Genomic DNA, 20,080 nt, shown 5'->3' on the forward strand with positions numbered 1-20,080 from the left:
ATATTTGGATGGGAGTCCAATACATATTATTAAAATTAAAGTGGTTCAAGTCGGAGGAAGGCTCCTTAGGGGGTCTTATCTTTTTTATAAATGGTGGTATATTATACAAATAATTTTATAAAATATGTATATACAGAAATATAATAATTAAATGCGTATTTTCGAAATTATTATTTCAAAAGAAGAAGCTGTTGATTAACAGAAATTTATTTATGGTTAGTTCAGCAACCGGGCCATTTAATGGAGTAGGACTTCATAAAAAACGGATTAAAATACGCGAAATATTCAGAGTTTTTATGGTATTCTTAAACAGAATGCAATTATGGGAGGTAAGAAGTATGTCTTTATTTTCACAAACGATAACTGACTTTTGGTGGGGGCAATTCTTGAAGGGAGACGTCTTCTATAGTGATGAAGTTTTTACTGTCACCATCAATCCTAATTTGAGCACAGACAGACGTGTCATGGTGCTAGAAACTTCCGACGGCAGGGTTTTGGCGGTCCTGACGCCTGCTATGGCAGATAAAATAGGCCTGTATCAACTAAAAGATCTATCTGAGAGAACCTTTCTCCAAAAATTGAATCGAGAGGGAATCATTCTGCATGGAGCAGATTATCTTTTTTATTTTTCAGAAACTGATAAGAACGTATTGCTACAAGAGAAACTGGAGAGTGGATTACGCCAATTAACAGAGAAAGCTGATACTGTTTTCTCCGAGTTCCAGTCCTCTGCCTCAGAACAAGACTTGGATAATGCTTATGTGGAATTAGATCACTGGGCGGTGTTCGGCTCTTTTGAGCAAGATCGCCTGGTCAGCGCCGCAAGCATGTATCCATGGGGGAATGCACAAATTGCGGATCTCGGTGTATTGACTCTGGCTCCTTTTAGAGGAAAAGGGCACGCCCGCAAAGTGGTACGTTCAATCTGTAAGTACGCCTGTATTCAGGGATACGAACCCCAGTACCGATGTCAGCTTGATAACCAGGAATCTGTGTCTCTGGCTAAAGCTGCTGGTTTGACATTGTTTGGAAAGTGGAATGTGATATCTCCCGACTCCACTGATTAAGAGCTTCATTTAGGAGGAATATAAATATTTCTTTGTAGGGGTCACCATACATGTCCATCAACTTAAGAACTTTCTTTAACCCCAAGTTTAAAAATACGCCATCCTTTTCTATGATTCTACAGAAAGAATAGCGTATTTTTTTATTTTAGGGAGTATTTTGTTTTATTAGCTTAATAACATTGGCTTGCCTCCGTAATTCCAAAATCCCCAAAATTTTTTTTAGAATAAGTTTTTCGAACCAGAAATGTATATTTTTAACTATAAAAACTATGGGAAGATTTATCTGTTTTTCCTTTTTACCTACTTGCTAAATTCAGCAAGTAAAATATTTTTAAAAGGATCAGAACGACTAGTTTTATGGCCATTCAAATTGATGGCCAATGTATGCTTGCCTCCAAGTGTGCCTCCAGCAAAAGTAGAAAACCCTGGAGAGGCACCTGCGTGTCCCCATATCGAGACACCGTTTGGAAGTTTAGTTTCATAGATTCCAAGACCATATCTGCCGATTTCAGCAATTCCTGTAGGAACTGTAGTAAGCATTTGTTTTAGTTGCTGTTCCTTCAGTAATTTGCCACTGAGTAAGTAAGAGAAGAATTTGTTTAAATCGTCAGCAGTAGAAATCATATCTCCATCCGAGCTACCTGGGTAAGAATAAGTAACGTCTTTTAGCTCACTTTCTCCGTCATATCTTTCATATCCACGGGCATGATTGGTACCTGGAATAACAGTTGAATTACCAGGTAGGAATGTATTCGACAATTCGAGCGGCTCAACAATCCGATTTTCAACCTCTTCCGCATAGCTGTTTCCAGTTACTTTTTCAATAAGGATACCCAGTATTACGTATCCTGTGTTTGAATAAGACCAGCCCTTACCTGGAGCAAAGTCTGGTGGAAGAGAAATTCCCATCTTTACTAATTCTTCAGCCGTATACAATTTTTTTGTATCCATAATATCATAGTCTTTTGACTTTAAGTATTCAGCAATCCCACTTGTATGATTCAATATCTGCCGAATCGTAATCTGGTTAGCATCATATCCGTTTCCTTGAATGACGCCAGGCAACCATTTTTCGATGGAGTCATCTAGATTCAAGCGGTTCTCTTCAGCCAATTGAAGTAGAACTGTTGCAATGAATGTCTTCGTCGTACTGCCAATGCGAAAGCGAAAATCTGTTTTCATCGGCTTCTTGGTTCTCAGATCCGCTATCCCGGCGGCATAGCTCCAATTTTTACCACCCTTAGAAATTTGAGCGAGTATTCCAGGGTATCCAAGTTGGAGTGAATCCCGCATTGCTTTCTTAACGGAAGTACGATCGCTTTGATTACTTGTTTGTAACGAACTAGATACATTTTGCGTGGGTTCTGCTTTTACAATTGAGGCTGGTGTTATGTATAACAGGGAACTTCCAGCTATTAAAAGTGATAGACTTGCACATGTAATTTTACTGCATGTTTTCATAAAGCATCCTCTCCTTTATTTAAATTGTAAAGTTAGTTGCTTGCTGTTTCGTATTAATCACACAGCTATCATCTCCAACAATGACAAAAAAGTCAGAGTTAAATTCGTAATCATATTCATAATTATTATTTTTACAAAGGCTATTCTGTCTTAACAAACGGTAAATCCCTTTTCTTCCACATGTATGTTAACCCCAGAAATTACTTCTTTTCCTTGAAACACTCTTGTTACTGGTTTGTTTTTCATATATAAGTCATATCTGTTCCGCCTTTCACACCTCCTTATATTTTTATCCTACACAATGAAAATCTCTTTTTTCTTACCTATTCCTTACAAATTACTTACGTTCAAAATAGCTTCTATAATAGGATAGAAGGAGCATCTGTACCCGAAAGTTCAAAGTATTTTCCAATAAATATATTTATCAAAAAGAAAAACAGGGGTTTTTCACTTCTATGTTTCTTTTTTTCGTTTTGGGGAACAATTAATTCTTAAGTTGATAGCGATGGGGTACCGCCAACAAGAAGCGAATTTTGCACGCTAAGCAAAAAAATAATAAGCTGTCCACATGGACAGCTTATTTACATAATTCTCGATATAGGAAGTAAATGTGGCACCTTTGTTCAAGTATCTATCTCTTTAAAATAAAGGGCTATTTTTTGTACGTGTTTTTAATTACAAAAAAAAATTGTTAAAAATACTTTACGAATTGTAAGAAATAAATTACAATCATTTCAAGAGGTGGTACTATTGTTACATAATAAAATTGTAGTTTGTCGAGCAGAAAGAGGTTGGTCTCAAGAGGAACTGGCAAAAAGAGTGGGTGTTAGTCGTCAAACTATCGCTACTCTTGAAAAAAATAAATATAATCCCTCTTTAATTCTTGCTTTTAAAATTGCAAATGTATTTGGAAAGTCAATAACTGACGTATTTGATTATCAGGAGGAGTGAGACATATGTTGTGGTTAAAATCTTTATCTTTAGTTTTAATATTCATCAGTCAGATGTATGTAATAAAATTTCAATCAAGCGATGAAGCAAAAGATGAAAGAGGGAGAGAAATTCAATATAAAACAAATAATATGTTGTACAACATATTATATTTAGGTATCATTGCCATTATTATTTTTCAATTAATAGATATTGTTCCTTTAGAATTTATACCTGATTTATTGTTATATTTTGTACTTTTATTAAGTGTGTTAGGTAGTATTTTGATATTTATCAATAGAAACAAGGGAAATTACTAATATAAGTTAGGTTTTTTATTAGACGATTGAACAAAGAATCATGTATATCATATACATGATTGGTTAACATAAAGTCTCATTATCGGTAGCAAGTTTTTCATATAATCCTTGTTTTTACTAAATTTTTTGTCTCTATGTCTATCTATCTCTTATACAAGATTTTATACATCATTGATATAGCGGGGATTCTAGGGATCTTCGCTATTCTTTTTTGCATAAAACCTTGTATAAAAAAGTAGTTAGACTAGTGTGTTTTACTCCGGTTCATTTCAAAATATAATTGAAAATTCATCTTTAAATTAAAAAAGAAGGTGTTACCTTTATATATTAATATCTTCGAAGTATTGTATAACAGATAATTTTTATGCATTATTGATTAGCATTGCTTATTGTGCTAACGAATCAGGATAGTGTGGCGACCGACCAACTAAATAGTTGTTTATCCTCAATTATTAGAAGGGAAGTTCTATCATTTCGCGAATTTATTAGACATAGACGAGTGCTATAATTTTCTATATCTACATAAAGAGGTGACTACGCATGAATCAAAGACCGTCAGAAGAAGAATACGCCGGGGGTTCCGGCGAGTATATCCGTTTGGTGCCGGACGGTAACATCATCGACATTCTGCTCGCCCAGGAAAAGCAAATGACCGAGCTCCTGGCATCGTTGACCGAAAGCCAGGCCGCATATCGGTATGCGGAAGGAAAATGGACGCTGAAAGAAGTCGTGGGCCACATTGCAGACGCGGAACGCGTCATGACCTACCGCCTGCTCCGGTTCGCAAGAGGGGACCAGACGCCTCTGACTGGTTTCGATCAGGAATTGTTCATGCCTCCTTTCGGAAGCTGGACAACCGCGCAATTGGCCGAAGACTACCGGGCCGTACGGCAATCAACGATCACATTGCTGCGCGGGCTACCGGCGGAGGCGTGGACCCGCAAGGGCACAGCCAACAACCTAAGCATTACGGTGCGCGCCCTCGCGTACGGCATCGCAGGACACGAACTTCATCACATGGGGGTCATCCGAAATCGGTACTTGAGTTAATCATCAGCTGAGGCCTTTGGAATGGAACTAACACCTCTCATGAAACCTTAGATACCGTTCTTATTGGGGTCCTGCCTCACAACCATCAACTTAAGGATTTAGACTATTTTTGAAATTAAAAGCACGTTACTATTCTCTTCTGTTAATGAGAAAGGGTGACGTGCTTTTTATGCATATGCAAAAAAACAAGAGTTATATCGATTTTTCTCATTTGGGGGTATTTGTTTTCTTAGCTTAATGGTGATGGGGCACTACTCTATAATGGTCAAATTAAAATTTAAAACAGTTATAGAGACTCCATACCTCGGAAATATTGTAACTATTAAGTTGTAAAAAGAACCGTAGTTTTTCACTTTTGAAAAAGCTATGGTCTTTTTAATTGTAGCAAAGATATGATGTGAGGGAGGTTTTGTAAATCAAAAAAACTTGATTAATTAGTTGTATAAAGAACTAAACAGCGTATATACTATAAATATCAAAAAAAGTTGATGAAGGGAGAGTGAACTACAATGGCACAAGATTTTCAGCTCTATGAGAAAAAGTTTAAAGCGTTGGCGGATCAAAAGCGTTTAGAGATTATGTATGAACTTTGTCAGCGAGGCCAGACGTGTGTATGTGATTTAACAGAAGTTTTTGAAATGACGCAATCTAAGTTGTCATATCATTTAAAGATTTTATTAGACGCAGGTCTAATTGTAAAAGAAACAAAGGGTACGTGGAGTTATTATGATTTAAATGATGCGGAAGTTAATAATTTATTATCAGAAGAATTATGCTGTATCTTTAGAAAAACAGGAAAAGGTAGTTGTTGTTAAAATTTTGCACTATTAATCAAAAAAAATTGATTAATAACATGTAAAGAGGAGGAATAAGGTATGAGATATGTTCACGTTGGTATAAATGTTACGAATTTAGAGAAGTCTATTGAATTTTACGAAAAGGTATTTGGTGTGTCTCCAGTTAAAGTGAAAACGGATTATGCAAAATTTTTATTAGAGACGCCAGGGCTTAATTTTACGCTGAACGTACGAGATGAAGTGAAAGGAAATCAGGTAAATCATTTTGGTTTTCAAGTAGAGACAGCTGAAGAAATCACATTACATAAAGAACGATTAGAAAAAGAAGGTTTCTTTGCGCGTGATGAGATGGATACGACTTGTTGCTATGCGGTTCAAGATAAGTTTTGGGTAACGGATCCGGATGGGAATGAGTGGGAGTTCTTTTATAGAAAAGCAGATAGTGATGTTCATAAAATAGAAGATCCATCTTGTTGCACGACTTCTAACGTAGTAGAAAAAAATTCTTGTTGTTAATAGGAGATGGAAAATAAAATGAAACGTTTATCTTTTCTAGACCGATATTTAACACTATGGATTTTTCTAGCGATGGCTGTTGGGATTGGTTTAGGGTTTGTGTTTCCTAGTGTAGTAGACGGACTGAATACATTGCAAGTTGGAACGACGTCTATTCCACTTGCTGTTGGTTTAATTGTAATGATGTATCCGCCGTTAGCGAAGGTTCGCTACGAGGAAATGGGTCGGGTATTTAAAGATGTAAAAGTGTTAGTTCTATCTTTAGTACAAAACTGGATTATTGGACCTGTACTTATGTTTGTTTTAGCAATTATTTTCCTTCCTGATAAGCCAGAATACATGGTAGGGCTCATTATGATTGGTTTAGCACGTTGTATTGCAATGGTAATTGTTTGGAACGACCTTGCTGATGGGGATAAAGAGTATGCAGCTGGTTTAGTTGCTTTTAATTCGGTATTTCAAATGTTATTCTTCTCAGTTTATGCATACGTGTTTGTAACGGTAATCCCAGAATGGTTAGGAATTGAAGGAGCTATCGTTAGTATTACAATGGTAGAAGTAGCGAAATCAGTATTTATCTATTTGGGAATTCCTTTTATAGCAGGTATGTTGACACGCTTTGTACTAGTTAAGTTAAAAGGAAGACAGTGGTATGAAAAGGTATTTATACCTAAGATTAGTCCACTTACATTACTTGCATTACTATTTACAATCATCGTTATGTTCTCTTTAAAAGGGGAAATGATTGTTAGTGTGCCATTAGATGTAGTAAGAATAGCAATTCCGTTATTCATTTATTTTATTGTGATGTTTTTTGTTTCTTTCTTTATGGGAAGAAAAATTGGTGCAAACTATCCGGTGACGACAACGTTAGCATTTACAGCAGGTAGTAATAACTTTGAGTTAGCAATTGCTGTAGCGGTTGGTGTGTTTGGTATTCATTCGGGCGCAGCATTCGCAGCTGTTATCGGACCGTTAGTTGAAGTCCCTGTAATGATTGCACTTGTAAACGTCGCTTTTTGGTTTAAGCGTAAATATTTTAATGATCAACCAGTATAATTTAAAAACAAAGGTGGAAAACAACATGGAAAACAAAAAGACAATTTATTTCTTATGTACAGGAAATTCATGCCGAAGCCAAATGGCAGAAGCCTGGGGAAAGAAATATTTAGGAGATAAGTGGAATGTTTATTCTGCAGGTATTGAAGCACACGGAGTAAATCCAAATGCTATGAAAGCAATGAATGAAGTAAATATCGACATAACGAATCAAACATCAGATATAATTGATGCAAACATTTTAAATAGTGCTGATTTAGTTGTTACGCTTTGTAGTCATGCAGATTCTGTTTGTCCTTCGACACCTTCGCACGTAAATCGTGTTCACTGGGGATTTGATGATCCAGCAGGAAAAGAGTGGTCCGAATTTCAACGTGTTCGTGATGAAATTGGTGAACGTATAAAGCGATTTTCTGAAACAGGGGAGTAAATAAAGGAAAGAGTCAATCTTCTATTGTGTTGGAGATTGGCTCTTTTTTTACTACACATATTCACTATTGGGGATTAGTTGAAAAAGAATAGATAATATTTTGTAAAATGACAAAGTTAAGATAAGAAATTTTGAAGAATGGTGAGGCGTTACTGATAACAAATACTAAATCAGTCAGTTTAGAAAAAATGATTGTTTAATCTATTCAAAAGAAAAATAAAAGTTATTTTTTGAAAAGCTGAATGATTTTTTGAGAATTATTCTCACGTAAATCATACCCTTCGCCGTGCGTTTCATCACTTGCCTTTGCTATTACGATGTCATCGTCAGATTCTATCCAAACAAAGAATTCTTGAATAGAATTATCTTGATAAGTAACCTTCATTTTTGAATGTATATAGTTTTTGGCATCTTAATCTAGAAGTAGTGTTTTTTTCTCTGCGCTTTCCATACTTGTGAAAATTGTTTTCATATTTTCTTTATTTATGATTTTGTAAACATCTTTTGAATTTACGTGACTAATCTCAAGTTTTTTCACTTCTTTTTGTTCAAACATAATTTGTTTGGATACATTTTCTTTTATTGTTGTGGATACTTCTGTATTGGAAGCTTTCGTTTCAGTTGAATGACCTGTACATCCAACTAATCCAGCGACACATAATACTCCAATTACCCCAAACTTTAAGTTCTTCAATTATAGGCCCCCCCATCTACTATTTTCTATAATTCTATTTCATATTTGTAATATCCTAGGTATGCTTAATTAAGTGAAATAAATTTTGTTATGGGAAGCACAATGAATTACATGTACCCTAGTTTTTTGTATGGAAGGAGAGAACGGGGTGAAACACATAATAAGAAATGTAGTAATGAATTATTTTAAAGAAATTCATACATTAGCAGTGGAAGAAGAATTACATAAGAACAGTTGGCATACAGATTTACACTATAAAATCATCGTAAATGGAAAGCGGTATTCCGCAAGATTTATAAATAGTAAGCGAACAATCAATCCAGCTTTTGGGGCGTTATTAAATGAACAACTGATAGAGCAAGTACAGTATACGTATTATTTACGCAAGCATGGGATTCCATTTATGCAGATTAACAAGAATAGGACGGGAGAGTCATTTACATTTGTCACTTGGAATGATGAACAATACCGATTTGTATTGTCTAATTGGATTGAAGGAGAACATATTACATATTGTACAGAAGCTATAGCAAAAGCCTTCGGAAAGGAAGCAAGAAAGATTCAGGATATTTCTAATGCATTTCAAAGCTCGATTTTTCAAAAGAAATCTCATTTGGATGGGTATGCCCAGTTTATTCATATGCTAGAAAGTAAGGCAAGCGCCTGCAAAGAATTACGAGAGTATATAAATCTAGCTAAATATCATATAGAGTGCGCATATACGAGTGAATTAGAATTTATCGTACAAACAGATTTAAATCCGTTGAATGTTTTATGGGACTCAAGTGAACAGGTAAAAGGAATTGTAGATTTTGAATCGATTGGATATGTTGATCGTATTGAAGGACTAGCCTTTTTACTAAAGTGGTATTCTCGAACAGAAGGAATACAATCACATGAAGTCAGTTCAAGTGTTGCTAGTGCATTTTTAGAAGGGTATAAGGCTCATAATATTGTAACATCAAATGATTATAAAAGACTTCCATCATTATTATGGTTATCCGGTAGTTTGAATTGGAATTTTGTGAAGAAAACGCTAAGTGTAATAAGTGATGAGAGGGAATTGGAAGAACATTTGGAAGTTTATAGAGTGAGGGGAGAAAGACTATCTTCATTATTAATTTGTACATAACATGTATGCTCCTAATTTGGGGTTTAAAAAGAAACCATATGAGGTGTTCTAAAAATGAAAATACAAATTGTATTGTTTGATGGCTTCGGAGAGCTCGTCTCCTTTGCACCGTTTGGGGTACTCAAAAGAGCGATATTGCCAATTTAATACTTGAAGTAAACAACAATGCAGTAAATGCTTTTATTCAAAACATCCGCAGAAGATTGTCTATTTTAGAAAGACCTTTAATGACAGCTTGTGGAGATAGTAAAAGTTATATCTATTCTAATTTTAATGCAAAATACGCACAAATGGCTCTAACGATACTTAGAACTCATTATAACTTTTGTATGCCATTTACCACAAAGGAAGGGAAAAAGAAAACAGTAAAAACACCAGCACAACGATTGGGGATTACTGACAAAGTGTTTGACTTAAAAGATATAATTTACTTTACATAGTTCACTCAAATAATGGTGGACTATATTTTTTAAAAAGATAAATGGAAAATTTATGTTAAAATAATGATAGAGATTTTGAAAAAATGTTCTTAAACTAACGGTCAGGATACTTTAAGAAGAATTTTTCAAAGGAAATGGTGGATATCATATTTTGAAGGGGTGATTGTAGTGAAGTAAGTGATTTTTTTAATCTTGGTTAAATACTTTGAAGGAAGGGATTTATAACTATGAATACAAAACTAATAATAGTAGAAGGTTTACCTGGATTTGGAAAATCAACCACTGCAAAGCTAATAAATGAAATTCTAAGCCAAAATAAAATTGAAGTTGAACTATTTTTAGAGGGAAATTTGAACCACCCAGCCGACTATGATGGTGTATCTTGTTTTAATAAATTTGAATTCGATAGATTATTATCTAACAGTGGAGATTTTAAAGAAGTGCTTCTTAAAAGAGTTCTAAAAAAAGGAAGCAATTATTTATTACCATACAGTAAGATGAAAAATGAGTTTGGTGATCAGTTTTCAGAAGAATTATTTAACGCTATTTTTGAAAATGATATATATGAATTACCATTCGATAAAAATGTTGAATTAATTGCTGACAAATGGAATGACTTTGCTGAAATTGCTCTAGAAGACAATAAGGTTTATATCTTTGAATGTTGTTTCATACAAAATCCATTAACTATTGGGATGATTAAATATGGTGAACAAAAAGAAAAAATAATAAATTATGTAATGAAAGTTGCAAAAATCATAGAGAATTTAAATCCAATGTTATTGTATGTAGAACAAGATAATCTTGAATTTTCATTTAGGAAGGCATTAAAAGAAAGAACTCCAGAATGGTCCACAGGAATTGTCGACTATTACACTAATCAAGGCTATGGGAAAGAACATAACCATTCAGGTGTAGAAGGAGCGATAAAAGTTCTTGAAGCTAGAAGGAATTTAGAGTTAGAAATATTCGATATGTTAAAAATGAAAAAAGAAAAAATCAATAATACAAAATATGAAATTGACTCATATAGGTCAATGTTAAAAGATAAGTTAACAATACAAATGGTGAAATAGCTTTTTACACTAACTGGTGCAATTCTTTAAAAAGGCACCGCTGTTTTTGATGCGTAAAGTAACATATTGCGAAATATTGTACTTACGCTAACGGGTACTTTAGTTGAAGAAGGACATAAAAACGCTCAGAATATTTTCTGAGCGTTTTAGTTTGCTATTTATAATGCGAAACGGGGTGCGAAATGCATACAAATTATTGTGTTATTTCTAATGGTTATTAGCATTTTTCTCTCCCTAAACTGAACCCGTTACTCATACGAGTAGGCTCTTTCTTTTATGTATTCATTTTCTATGGTTAATAATTTGGCTGAATATACCCTAATTTTATTCCCTTTGTGACAGCTTCTAAAGAAGAGGAAACAATGTTACAAGAAGCATCACCTTCAAAAATTTCATCAGCCGATAAAATAAGGGAAGTTCAACATAATGGACATAAACGGTGCTTATACATGTAAAGTAAGATGTCACGAAAATGAATAAAGCCTGATAATTTTTGTGCGCTTTGATTATGTAGAAATAGGGGGAAATGACATGAAAGGCAATACTCCTAAGAAAATTTTATTTATTCAATCGGGAATTCCTTTTTATTATCCAATGATCGAAGCAGCAATTTTGAATAGTTTACAAAAGGTAAACAGCGATACAAGTATGGTGAGTCCGGAAAAAGCTATAAAAACCGCGTTAAAAATGAGACCAGATTTTATTTTGGTACTAAGCGGTTTAAGTGAAGAATTTTATCATATTATGCCATTCTTAAAAAAGGCAGGGTTTACTACTGGGCTTTGGCTAACAGATGATCCTTATTATACGGATGTAACACAAAATCTTGTTCCGTATTATGATTACATATTTACGCAAGATTTAAATTGTATCAAGTTTTATAGGGCGATAGGATGTAAGAATGTGTTTCATCTTCCTTTAGCAGCGAATCACGAGGTATTTAAACCTTCTCTTAAAGAAGATACATATAAGTATGATCTTAGTTTTATAGGCACAGCATTTGAAAATAGAATTAACTTTGTTGATTCTATTTCAGAGTATTTAGCAGAAAAAAACACAAAAATTGTAGGGTTCGGTTGGGAGAAGTTAAAGAATTATGAAAGGTTAAAGGATAAAATACAACTCTTGCCACTTGCAAAGTATGAAGATGCGTTACAATTTTACGTATCTACTAAAATCAATATAAATTTGCATCGTTCACTAATTGATCAGGAATTGAATTGTAACTCTGCAAATATCCAAGCATATTCAGTAAATAATAGGACGTTTGAAATTAATGCCGTAGGTTCTTTTCAATTAACTGATATACGCCCAGATGTAGCAAAGCATTACATACCAGGTGTTGAAATAGAAACTTTTAATAGTGCATCGGAGTTTATACAAAAAGCGGAGTATTATTTGGAACATGTACAAGAAAGAAAACGTATAGCTGAAAAGGGGCTGGATAGGACTTTGAAATATCACACATATGATAAACGAATCATACAATTATTAAACTATATTAATTTGAGGGGCATGAAGATGTAGTTTAACCATTAACTTGAATGAATTATCATCGGTATACATGAAATTAAGCATTTAATGCACTGGAATAGACCAGAAGAGATTGCTGAAGATGTATTAAATTGGTTCATATAAAAAAGAGTGATAGGGGATAAGCAAAAGCATTACAGTTCTATCACCAATTCATTTTTTGCTATAATGGATGTGAAGCAGAAAACAGATAGAAAGATACTGCTAGTAATTTATACTTAAAATGTAGGGAGATTGAACAGAGTTATGGGGACAGAAAAAGAAATTAGTTCCGCTAAATTAATATGGAAGATGACGCGCCCGCATACGTTAACGGCGACGTTTTCTCCTGTAATTTTAGGGACAGTCGCATCACTTTATGTTGCCAAAATTGATTGGCTTTTATTTATTGCGATGATGCTTGCATGTTTAGCACTGCAAATTGCAACGAACTTATTTAATGAGTACTATGATTTCAAACGTGGATTAGATACCGCTGATTCTGTTGGCATCGGTGGCGGAATTGTCCGTCATGGATTGAAACCAAAAAATGTTTTAACAGTTGCGCTTTTATTGTATGTAGTAGCAGCAATTATTGGAGTTTATATTTGTATGAATAGTAGCTGGTGGTTAGTCGTCATCGGTTTAATTGGAATGGCGGTTGGCTATTTATATACAGGTGGTCCATTACCAATTGCGTACACTCCGTTTGGAGAATTAGTTTCTGGATTGTTAATGGGGACATGTTTTGTACTCATTGCTTTCTTTATTCAAACGAATACGATAACGACTGAAAGTGTATTGATTTCCATTCCAATTGGAATTTTAGTCGGTGCAATCAACATGTCAAATAACATCCGAGATATTGAAGAAGATATTAAAGGTGGAAGAAAGACATTAGTAATCCTCCTTGGGAGAGAAAAAGCAATAGTAACACTAGCTATAGCCTTTTTCATTGCTTATTTATGGATCGCTGTAATTGTATTGATGGGTTATATAAGTCCTTGGGCATTAGTGATGTTCCTAGGTTTACGAAAACCAATCTCTGCCATTCAAAGTTTCCAAAAAGGGGCAAAGGATCCCGGATATATGCGCATCGCCATGAAATCAACAGCGATGACAAATACGATTTTCGGCTTCTTATTATCAGCAGGATTATTAATTAGTTATTGGTTTTAAATGAAAAATATTGTTAAGTAACTTAACCCCAATTTCTCAATTTTACTATTGAGAGATTGGGGTTTTTATTTTGCTTTTGTTTAACGTTAAGAACATTTTCATTTGAAATGCAAATACCAATAAATTGCAACTTCATCATTTTCAATATCCAAACCTTTATAAACAAGAAAATCAAACCCACCAATTACAAATCCACATTTTTCATAAAATTTACATGCTGCGACATTATTATTTTGCGTTTCAAGCATGATACCGGGCATATTGCCTTCTTTTACCCACTTCTTTGCTTGGTCAACTAATCTTTTACCAACTCCGAGTGTACGATATTTTTTATCCACTGTTATATCTTCTATGTAAGCATAGTGATTCCAATTCTTTTTCAATATTATGAATCCAATGATTTGGTTATGTAACAGTGCTATGTAAATTACTTGATTAGGGTTATTAATATATTCATTGTACGCTAGTTCTTCATTCTCATTTTCATTTTGCTTTTGTAAATAACTTTTTTCATAACTCGGAACGTCTTCTACTGTATATTCTATGCGTCTATTTACTTTTGAAAGAGAAAGCATTAACCGAGCATTCACTATAAAGCTGTCATCAATCTCCGGGAAATTATCTAAATCATTTGTTTCTAACTCTCTAATTAAAAGGCTCATCGTGATACCTCCAAATCATATTATTTTTTCTGGTTCTTTATTTGATCCGAATTCATTCCAATTACAAAATTATAATAGAATTTCAATAGTAAGGCTATCATTACAAGCTCTTTCTGAAAGCATTAAATTTTATAAAGAGCAAGGGTATGAATTTGGGATATACAGTGATGAGAGTCATTTTTGTTTAAACTTCCAGAAAGATCAACGACTATAGTATAAGCTTATTTCTTTTAAAAAGTGTTTTTATTACTAAATCAATAACTAAGACAAAAGTCGATTTACTATTTTATAAAGAAATCGGCTCTTTCGTTTATGTATTACGTTACAAGAGCTTTCTTATTTTCTCCGGAATGTCCTTTTTAGAAATGTATGCAACAGAGTCTTTATAGTAAGAGTATCTTGTTTGGAATAATTGAGAAAATCTATATTGTAATATGAAAATTGCACTATGATACTAAAGGATACCTTGCAACAATTCCTATAAATTCTTCTCAACAATTGAAAATAAAATCAATCCAGATTATTATATTGTTATTGTAATTATAAATGTAATTACATTTTATTGAAGGAGGATACATAGATGAAAAACTCAAAAGGCTCTATTGAATCAGAGATAAGCAAAGCAATTACTCACTGGGAAAAGGACTACCTAGGACGCGGGTCTATATCTGTTAAGACAGATATATTACGGGATATGATTATCGTAAATTTACAAGGTATTTTAACGCCGGCTGAATATACTGTTTGCGAAACAAAAGACGGTATGCTAACGATAAAGAAAAATCGTTCGGAGTTAGTTGAATCTGGAATTGACGATTTGAAAGAGATCATACTAGAATTAACTGGAGAAAAAGTGAAAAGCTTTCATACGGATATAAGCTCCCGTACAGGTGAACGAGTAATGATTTTTAAATTGTTCCATAATCTTGAGGGGAAATTTTAAAAATTAAAACCACTGTAGGGGTAGTGGAAGATGCACTAAAAATGCAGTGAGGTAATTAAGACACCTACAAGTTGATTTTATTAGTATGGTGATAATTAGAAAACGAGAAAACTTGAAATTATTTACGTATAATGAATTTCGATTGAAATAACGCTCGGAAAAACGGATAAATAAATTGACAAACTGCTTAATATGGTTTATCTTATAATTGTTTTAAAAATTAATAGATGCTTATTTTAACTGTTTGCTATAATTAAGGCTTTAGCATTTTTTTAATATGTAATATTGACTAAATGAAAAAGTTTCTTAATTGAAAGATAGCACATAACATAAATTGATATATTGCTTAATCTAGGAGATCAAAGATATACTGTTATTTTTAAATAGGAGTAATACATACATTATTATCCTCTATAAAATGGGAGCTCTTCAAAAAACTTTATTGAAGTTAGTTGAAGTGAAACCGACAATCTCCATAATTCAATGATGATATAAAATCATTGAATTATGGAGATTGTCGGTTTTTTTTATGGGAAAAAACGATGCACTAAAAAGAGTGAATGAAAATTGAAATTTAAAAAACTATCGTAATTAAAAGGAATTTTTATAGGTTATTTTCGTTTGGAAGGGAGTATTTTACATGTTAATTTCGCTGAGTTCATCAACACTGTTAACATTATTTTTTATGGCGCTTAGTGCTTCTTGGCTAAGTGGATTATTGTTTTTAAATGCAAGGATGCCTTTACGTTTTATTCATATCCATATTGGTATCGCTGCTTTGCCTTCATTGGTTTCTTTACTCGCACTTGTTAATAACAATGGAGATAGAGTTGTGGGGCCTTGGCATCTAGATACTTTAGCTTGGCTAATGGCTTTCTTTGTTCTTACAGTTGGATTAATTATTCAGCGCTTTTCTGTACGTTACTTAATGGGGGATCGCTCATATCGGAAATATTTCGCTCTTTTTACATTTACTACAAGTATATCTTCAGTTGCATGGTTGAGTGATGATCTCCGTTTCATGATTATTTGTTGGGGCGCAACTCTTATAGGATTGATTCTACTCATAGGGCTAAATAAAGGGTGGAAAGTAGTTAGTGAAGCAACAAAAATTTCTAGTTATCTATTTACAATAAGCTGGATTGCGTTGTTATCAGCTATCATCTGGCTATTTCAAATAACTGGACAGTGGCAGTTAACATCAGTTTTAACGAATGAAAATTTAGTTCAACATGGAACATTGGAAAGAACAGCAATCAATTTATTAATTATATTGGCTGTGATGATTCCAGCAGCACAATGGCCTTTTCAAAGATGGTTAATTGAATCAGCTGTTGCTCCAACTCCTGTTTCTGCTATTATGCATGCGGGTTTAGTAAATGCTGGCGGTATCATGTTAACTAGATTTTCGCCTCTTTTTCATGATGATATTGCACAAATCATTTTACTTATTTTCTCTAGTATTTCGGTCTTAATAGGAACAGGAATTAGTTTAGTTCAAGTTGATTATAAACGTCAGCTAGTAGGCTCCACTATTGCACAAATGGGATTTATGCTTATTCAATGTGCATTAGGCGCTTATTTAGCAGCCGTTATTCATTTAATTTTACATGGTTTATTTAAAGCCACACTGTTTTTACAAGCTGGTTCCTCAGTACAACGTGTTGAGGTAGTGAAGCAATCTAATGAAAAGATGTCCAATTTATGGATGATAGTCGGGCGTATTTTAGGATTATTTATAGCAATTGCTTTCTGGTTTATAACTTCTGGAGAGGGGTATCAATTAGTTAGTGCGATCATCTTAGGCTGGTCATTATACTTTTCATGGAAACAGCTTGTTGTTTTTGGAGAGGGAAGAATGGGACGAATTGCTGGCTTAATTGTTTTGATTGGGCTTTCTCTCATTTACTTTACCGTTCATAATTCTCTTTATAAATGGTTGCATACTGACATGTATCAAAGTGTTCAACCTTCAGCTCCAGCCGTTATCTTTGTTATATGTATCTTACTATTTAGTAGTGTTATTTGTACTTTCGTTACTCGTAATCAATCTTCTACTTTATTCGCTGTACTTTATCTTTGGTTAGTTCGAGTAGGTGAGGCGAGACGAAAGTCAGTAGAAAGTCATCCAAGCTATCTGAAATATTATGTATCAAAGGGAGGTAATTCGTGATGAGCATACCGTCAATATTAAGGAAAGAGACTTTAAAAAAGAAAGATACAAACATTGATCTACAAGAAAATAATATAAATGATTTAGTTGTATTTGCTAGCCGAGTTATTGCACCACTTTGGCCTATCTCTACATTTGCAGCTCATCACCCTTGGATGGGACTTGAAAAGCAATCATTTGAACAAGTTGCAAATTGGTTAAAAGAAGCTCGTAATGTGGATATTTATCCTAGTGCCTCCATAATTCATTCGGCAAAGGCGAAAGGTGAGATTGAGGAATCATTTTTACAAATTGGCTTGTCTCGTTGGCTTGATTCACAATCTTTTCATATTCCGCGAGAGACAGCGGAGCGTTTTTGCCAAGAAGCTTTAAAGTTAGAAAGATTACCTTCTAGTCTATTATCATCGCCAGAATTAAATAAATTAGCAGAAGAAATACGTTATGTAAATACAGGGAGTATGAAAGACTCTTCTTTGCAACCAATAAGCTCGCTTATAGAGAATCAAAATGGTGACAACCTATCTGATATTCTTAATTATCATATTATTAAATGGTGTAAATTATATCTTGATGACGCCGGGGCAAGTTGGACGATGCCAAATCGAGAGAAAGGTTTTTATCGTGCATGGCAACACCTTATTAAATTTGATCCAGCGCTCAGTAAAAATGAACGTAAAGTTTTAATAGATTGGCCACAAGATGCCAATGTAGCTTTAACAAAAGCATTATCTGAACTAGGAATTTCTGAATCTAACATGCAAGCTTACCTTGAAGGGCACTTACTTTCTTTACCTGGATGGGCAGGAATGATACTATGGCGCTCCCAACAATCAATTGAGGAACAGGAACTTCTCATAGAATATTTAGCAGTTCGAATTTCTATGGAGCTAGCCATTGTAAAAACTTATTTACCTTTAAAAAATCAAAAGGTTGAGAAAAAGGTTTCGGTTGCTCCACTTATAGCTTCTTGGATCTATTGGGGGAATATTTCAACCCGGGAATGGTCACAAATGTCTGCAGCTGAACAAAGTGAATTATTAGCATTTGCTTATCGCTTTGATGAAAATACTCGCAAGAAACTTTGGCTGGAAGCTTGGGAACAGACGCATGCAGAGCAATTAAGGGAGAAGATTGCTGCTAAACAACGTGCAACTAATGATAAAAAGCGTGTATTAGCTCAATTAGCATTTTGTATTGATGTACGTTCAGAACCGTTTCGTCGCCACCTAGAAAAATTAGGTCCGTTCGAAACGTTTGGAATAGCTGGTTTCTTTGGGTTACCAATTGCGACTAGTGAACTGGGCAGTAATGACAGCCATCCTTCTTTGCCAGTTATATTAAAACCGAAACATCAAATAAAAGAGCTAACAGATGAAAATGAATTTAAATCTTATGAGCAACGTAAGATGGTAGGAAGTTCGGTACGTTATACATTTAAAACGATGAAACAGAACGTACTGACAAGTATGTTACTACCTGAGGTAAGTGGTCCTTTACTTGGTTTACAGATGTTGACAAGGAGTTTTGTGCCAAGAAGAGTAGGTGGCTTAATTCGTAACCTTCGTAAAAATATGTTGCAAAAGCCTAATACAACTTTCTCGCTTAATCATGTTCATGACACGAAATGTGAAATACCGATCGGTTTTACGAAAGAAGAAAAAGTGAACTATGTGCGTCAAGCTTTAAAAATGGTGGGACTGACAGAAAAGTTCGCGCCTTTAGTTGTAATGTGCGGCCACAGTAGTCAAAGTACGAACAATCCTTATGCTGCAGCGCTTGAGTGTGGTGCTTGTGGCGGAGCAGCAGGTGGATTCAATGCAAGAGTTTTTGCTACTTTATGCAATCTTCCAGAGGTAAGAGAGGCGTTGTCTGTTGAAGGTATTAAAATTCCTGAGGATACCATTTTTGCAGCAGCTGAGCATAAAACAACAGTGGATGAATTGGAATGGATTTATGTCCCGGAACTTTCGGAAATTGCGCAAGAAGCATTTGATTGTATTGAGTCGATTATGCCAAATGTGAGCCAACATGCAAATAGAGAGCGTTTAATGCAATTACCTAATTTTAAAACGAAAATAAAAAATCCGAGTAAAGAAGCACACCGGTTTGCAGAAGATTGGAGTGAAATACGTCCGGAATGGGGATTAGCCCGTAATGCATCTTTTATTATCGGGCAGCGTGAATTGACTCAGGATTGTGACTTAGAAGGTAGGGCTTTCCTTCATAATTATGATTGGAAACAGGATGAAAGTGGCGATATATTAGCTAACATTATTGCAGGACCAGGAACAGTAGCTCAATGGATAAATCTACAATATTACGCTTCAACTGTAGCTCCTCATTATTATGGTAGTGGAAACAAAACAACCCAAACCGTAACAGCAGGTCTCGGTGTTATGCAAGGAAATGCAAGTGATTTGTTGCCAGGCTTACCTTGGCAATCCGTTATGCAGTCAGATAGTGAGACGTATCATTCACCACTTCGTTTACTAATTGTAATTCAAGCGCCTATTACATTTATAGAACGTTTGCTAAATAGTAATTTCACATTTCGAGAAAAAGTTCAAAATGGGTGGGTTAGACTTGCAAGTGTTGATCCAGAGGGACGTTGGAAAAACTGGTAACAATCATGTAATGAA

At 34.4% G+C, this 20,080-nt stretch carries 17 protein-coding genes and 4 pseudogenes; 18 read left to right on the top strand and 3 right to left on the bottom strand.

Annotated features, from left to right (window positions below):
- The first annotated feature begins 338 nt into the window (after positions 1-338).
- A complete protein-coding gene (locus V7S50_RS30870) occupies positions 339-1,067 on the top strand; it encodes a GNAT family N-acetyltransferase (protein ID WP_252209159.1) in 729 nt (242 codons plus the stop codon).
- A gap of 300 nt (positions 1,068-1,367) precedes the next feature.
- Here the strand turns inward: V7S50_RS30870 and V7S50_RS30875 are convergent, their stop codons facing one another.
- The gene (locus tag V7S50_RS30875) at positions 1,368-2,528 is read right to left on the bottom strand and encodes a serine hydrolase domain-containing protein (protein ID WP_242256729.1); all 1,161 of its coding nucleotides are present in this window, start codon (positions 2,526-2,528) and stop codon (positions 1,368-1,370) included.
- Between the two features lie 750 nt (positions 2,529-3,278).
- Between V7S50_RS30875 and V7S50_RS30880 the strand changes: the two genes are divergently transcribed.
- The 7 genes from V7S50_RS30880 to arsC all read left to right on the top strand — a co-directional run bounded on the left by V7S50_RS30880 (position 3,279) and on the right by arsC (position 7,630).
- Entirely contained in the window at positions 3,279-3,479 is a 201-nt protein-coding gene (locus V7S50_RS30880; RefSeq protein ID WP_050845654.1) for a helix-turn-helix transcriptional regulator, read from the top strand.
- Between the two features lie 5 nt (positions 3,480-3,484).
- Positions 3,485-3,778 carry a hypothetical protein gene (locus V7S50_RS30885; RefSeq protein WP_242256731.1) on the top strand — a complete coding sequence of 98 codons (294 nt, stop codon included), beginning with the start codon at positions 3,485-3,487 and terminating at the stop codon, positions 3,776-3,778.
- Between the two features lie 540 nt (positions 3,779-4,318).
- A complete protein-coding gene (locus V7S50_RS30890) occupies positions 4,319-4,828 on the top strand; it encodes a DinB family protein (RefSeq protein ID WP_242256733.1) in 510 nt (169 codons plus the stop codon).
- Between the two features lie 509 nt (positions 4,829-5,337).
- Positions 5,338-5,643, top strand: coding sequence for an arsenical resistance operon transcriptional regulator ArsR (gene arsR / locus V7S50_RS30895; protein ID WP_000046018.1), 306 nt, complete (start codon positions 5,338-5,340; stop codon positions 5,641-5,643).
- 60 nt (positions 5,644-5,703) lie between these two features.
- Complete coding sequence (locus V7S50_RS30900; RefSeq protein ID WP_242256734.1) at positions 5,704-6,141, top strand: ArsI/CadI family heavy metal resistance metalloenzyme; 438 nt, start codon at positions 5,704-5,706, stop codon at positions 6,139-6,141.
- Positions 6,142-6,159: 18 nt separating this feature from the next.
- Positions 6,160-7,200: an ACR3 family arsenite efflux transporter gene (arsB, locus tag V7S50_RS30905; RefSeq protein WP_242256736.1), complete on the top strand. Its 1,041-nt coding sequence runs from the start codon at positions 6,160-6,162 to the stop codon at positions 7,198-7,200.
- A 25-nt stretch (positions 7,201-7,225) separates the two neighbouring features.
- Positions 7,226-7,630 carry an arsenate reductase (thioredoxin) gene (gene arsC, locus V7S50_RS30910; protein ID WP_242256737.1) on the top strand — a complete coding sequence of 135 codons (405 nt, stop codon included), beginning with the start codon at positions 7,226-7,228 and terminating at the stop codon, positions 7,628-7,630.
- 223 nt (positions 7,631-7,853) lie between these two features.
- On the opposite strand, the pseudogene V7S50_RS30915 reads toward arsC, so the two are convergent.
- A pseudogene (locus V7S50_RS30915) lies at positions 7,854-8,324 on the bottom strand (hypothetical protein).
- Positions 8,325-8,472: 148 nt separating this feature from the next.
- Here V7S50_RS30915 and V7S50_RS30920 point away from each other — a divergent pair.
- From V7S50_RS30920 to menA, 6 genes and pseudogenes are all read left to right on the top strand, one after another.
- Positions 8,473-9,456, top strand: a complete 984-nt coding sequence (locus tag V7S50_RS30920) for a phosphotransferase (protein WP_242256738.1) — start codon at positions 8,473-8,475, stop codon at positions 9,454-9,456.
- A gap of 54 nt (positions 9,457-9,510) precedes the next feature.
- Positions 9,511-9,591: pseudogene (locus V7S50_RS30925) on the top strand (DJ-1/PfpI family protein); the annotation flags it as partial.
- A pseudogene (locus V7S50_RS30930) lies at positions 9,579-9,896 on the top strand (insertion element protein); the annotation flags it as partial. The pseudogenes V7S50_RS30925 and V7S50_RS30930, both read left to right, overlap by 13 nt.
- A gap of 227 nt (positions 9,897-10,123) precedes the next feature.
- Entirely contained in the window at positions 10,124-10,972 is an 849-nt protein-coding gene (locus tag V7S50_RS30935) for a hypothetical protein (RefSeq protein ID WP_242256742.1), read from the top strand.
- Between the two features lie 531 nt (positions 10,973-11,503).
- The gene (locus tag V7S50_RS30940; RefSeq protein ID WP_242256744.1) at positions 11,504-12,499 is read left to right on the top strand and encodes a CgeB family protein; all 996 of its coding nucleotides are present in this window, start codon (positions 11,504-11,506) and stop codon (positions 12,497-12,499) included.
- Between the two features lie 252 nt (positions 12,500-12,751).
- The gene (gene menA / locus V7S50_RS30945; RefSeq protein ID WP_242256746.1) at positions 12,752-13,663 is read left to right on the top strand and encodes a 1,4-dihydroxy-2-naphthoate polyprenyltransferase; all 912 of its coding nucleotides are present in this window, start codon (positions 12,752-12,754) and stop codon (positions 13,661-13,663) included.
- A 98-nt stretch (positions 13,664-13,761) separates the two neighbouring features.
- On the opposite strand, the gene satA is transcribed toward menA, so the two are convergent.
- Positions 13,762-14,325, bottom strand: coding sequence for a streptothricin N-acetyltransferase SatA (satA, locus tag V7S50_RS30950; RefSeq protein WP_242256747.1), 564 nt, complete (start codon positions 14,323-14,325; stop codon positions 13,762-13,764).
- 97 nt (positions 14,326-14,422) lie between these two features.
- Here satA and V7S50_RS30955 point away from each other — a divergent pair.
- From V7S50_RS30955 to V7S50_RS30970, 4 genes and pseudogenes are all read left to right on the top strand, one after another.
- A pseudogene (locus V7S50_RS30955) lies at positions 14,423-14,539 on the top strand (polysaccharide deacetylase family protein); the annotation flags it as partial.
- Between the two features lie 366 nt (positions 14,540-14,905).
- The gene (locus V7S50_RS30960) at positions 14,906-15,268 is read left to right on the top strand and encodes a DUF2294 domain-containing protein (protein WP_242256749.1); all 363 of its coding nucleotides are present in this window, start codon (positions 14,906-14,908) and stop codon (positions 15,266-15,268) included.
- Between the two features lie 640 nt (positions 15,269-15,908).
- Positions 15,909-17,441, top strand: coding sequence for an NADH dehydrogenase subunit 5 (locus V7S50_RS30965; RefSeq protein ID WP_242256751.1), 1,533 nt, complete (start codon positions 15,909-15,911; stop codon positions 17,439-17,441).
- Positions 17,441-20,065: a DUF2309 domain-containing protein gene (locus V7S50_RS30970; RefSeq protein WP_242256754.1), complete on the top strand. Its 2,625-nt coding sequence runs from the start codon at positions 17,441-17,443 to the stop codon at positions 20,063-20,065. Before V7S50_RS30965 ends, V7S50_RS30970 begins: the two co-directional genes overlap by 1 nt.
- Positions 20,066-20,080: the final 15 nt, after the last annotated feature.

Source organism: Bacillus sp. CCNWLW194, from assembly GCF_037120585.1.
Classification (GTDB): Bacteria; Bacillota; Bacilli; order Bacillales; family Bacillaceae_G; genus Bacillus_A; species Bacillus_A basilensis.

Coding starts and splice junctions, on each gene's coding strand:
- V7S50_RS30870 (WP_252209159.1), top strand. CDS start 339: ATGTCTTTATTTTCACAAACGATAACTGACTTTTGGTGGGGGCAATTC.
- V7S50_RS30875 (WP_242256729.1), bottom strand. CDS start 2,528: ATGAAAACATGCAGTAAAATTACATGTGCAAGTCTATCACTTTTAATA.
- V7S50_RS30885 (WP_242256731.1), top strand. CDS start 3,485: ATGTTGTGGTTAAAATCTTTATCTTTAGTTTTAATATTCATCAGTCAG.
- V7S50_RS30890 (WP_242256733.1), top strand. CDS start 4,319: ATGAATCAAAGACCGTCAGAAGAAGAATACGCCGGGGGTTCCGGCGAG.
- arsR (WP_000046018.1), top strand. CDS start 5,338: ATGGCACAAGATTTTCAGCTCTATGAGAAAAAGTTTAAAGCGTTGGCG.
- V7S50_RS30900 (WP_242256734.1), top strand. CDS start 5,704: ATGAGATATGTTCACGTTGGTATAAATGTTACGAATTTAGAGAAGTCT.
- arsB (WP_242256736.1), top strand. CDS start 6,160: ATGAAACGTTTATCTTTTCTAGACCGATATTTAACACTATGGATTTTT.
- arsC (WP_242256737.1), top strand. CDS start 7,226: ATGGAAAACAAAAAGACAATTTATTTCTTATGTACAGGAAATTCATGC.
- V7S50_RS30935 (WP_242256742.1), top strand. CDS start 10,124: ATGAATACAAAACTAATAATAGTAGAAGGTTTACCTGGATTTGGAAAA.
- V7S50_RS30940 (WP_242256744.1), top strand. CDS start 11,504: ATGAAAGGCAATACTCCTAAGAAAATTTTATTTATTCAATCGGGAATT.
- menA (WP_242256746.1), top strand. CDS start 12,752: ATGGGGACAGAAAAAGAAATTAGTTCCGCTAAATTAATATGGAAGATG.
- satA (WP_242256747.1), bottom strand. CDS start 14,325: ATGAGCCTTTTAATTAGAGAGTTAGAAACAAATGATTTAGATAATTTC.
- V7S50_RS30960 (WP_242256749.1), top strand. CDS start 14,906: ATGAAAAACTCAAAAGGCTCTATTGAATCAGAGATAAGCAAAGCAATT.
- V7S50_RS30965 (WP_242256751.1), top strand. CDS start 15,909: ATGTTAATTTCGCTGAGTTCATCAACACTGTTAACATTATTTTTTATG.
- V7S50_RS30970 (WP_242256754.1), top strand. CDS start 17,441: ATGAGCATACCGTCAATATTAAGGAAAGAGACTTTAAAAAAGAAAGAT.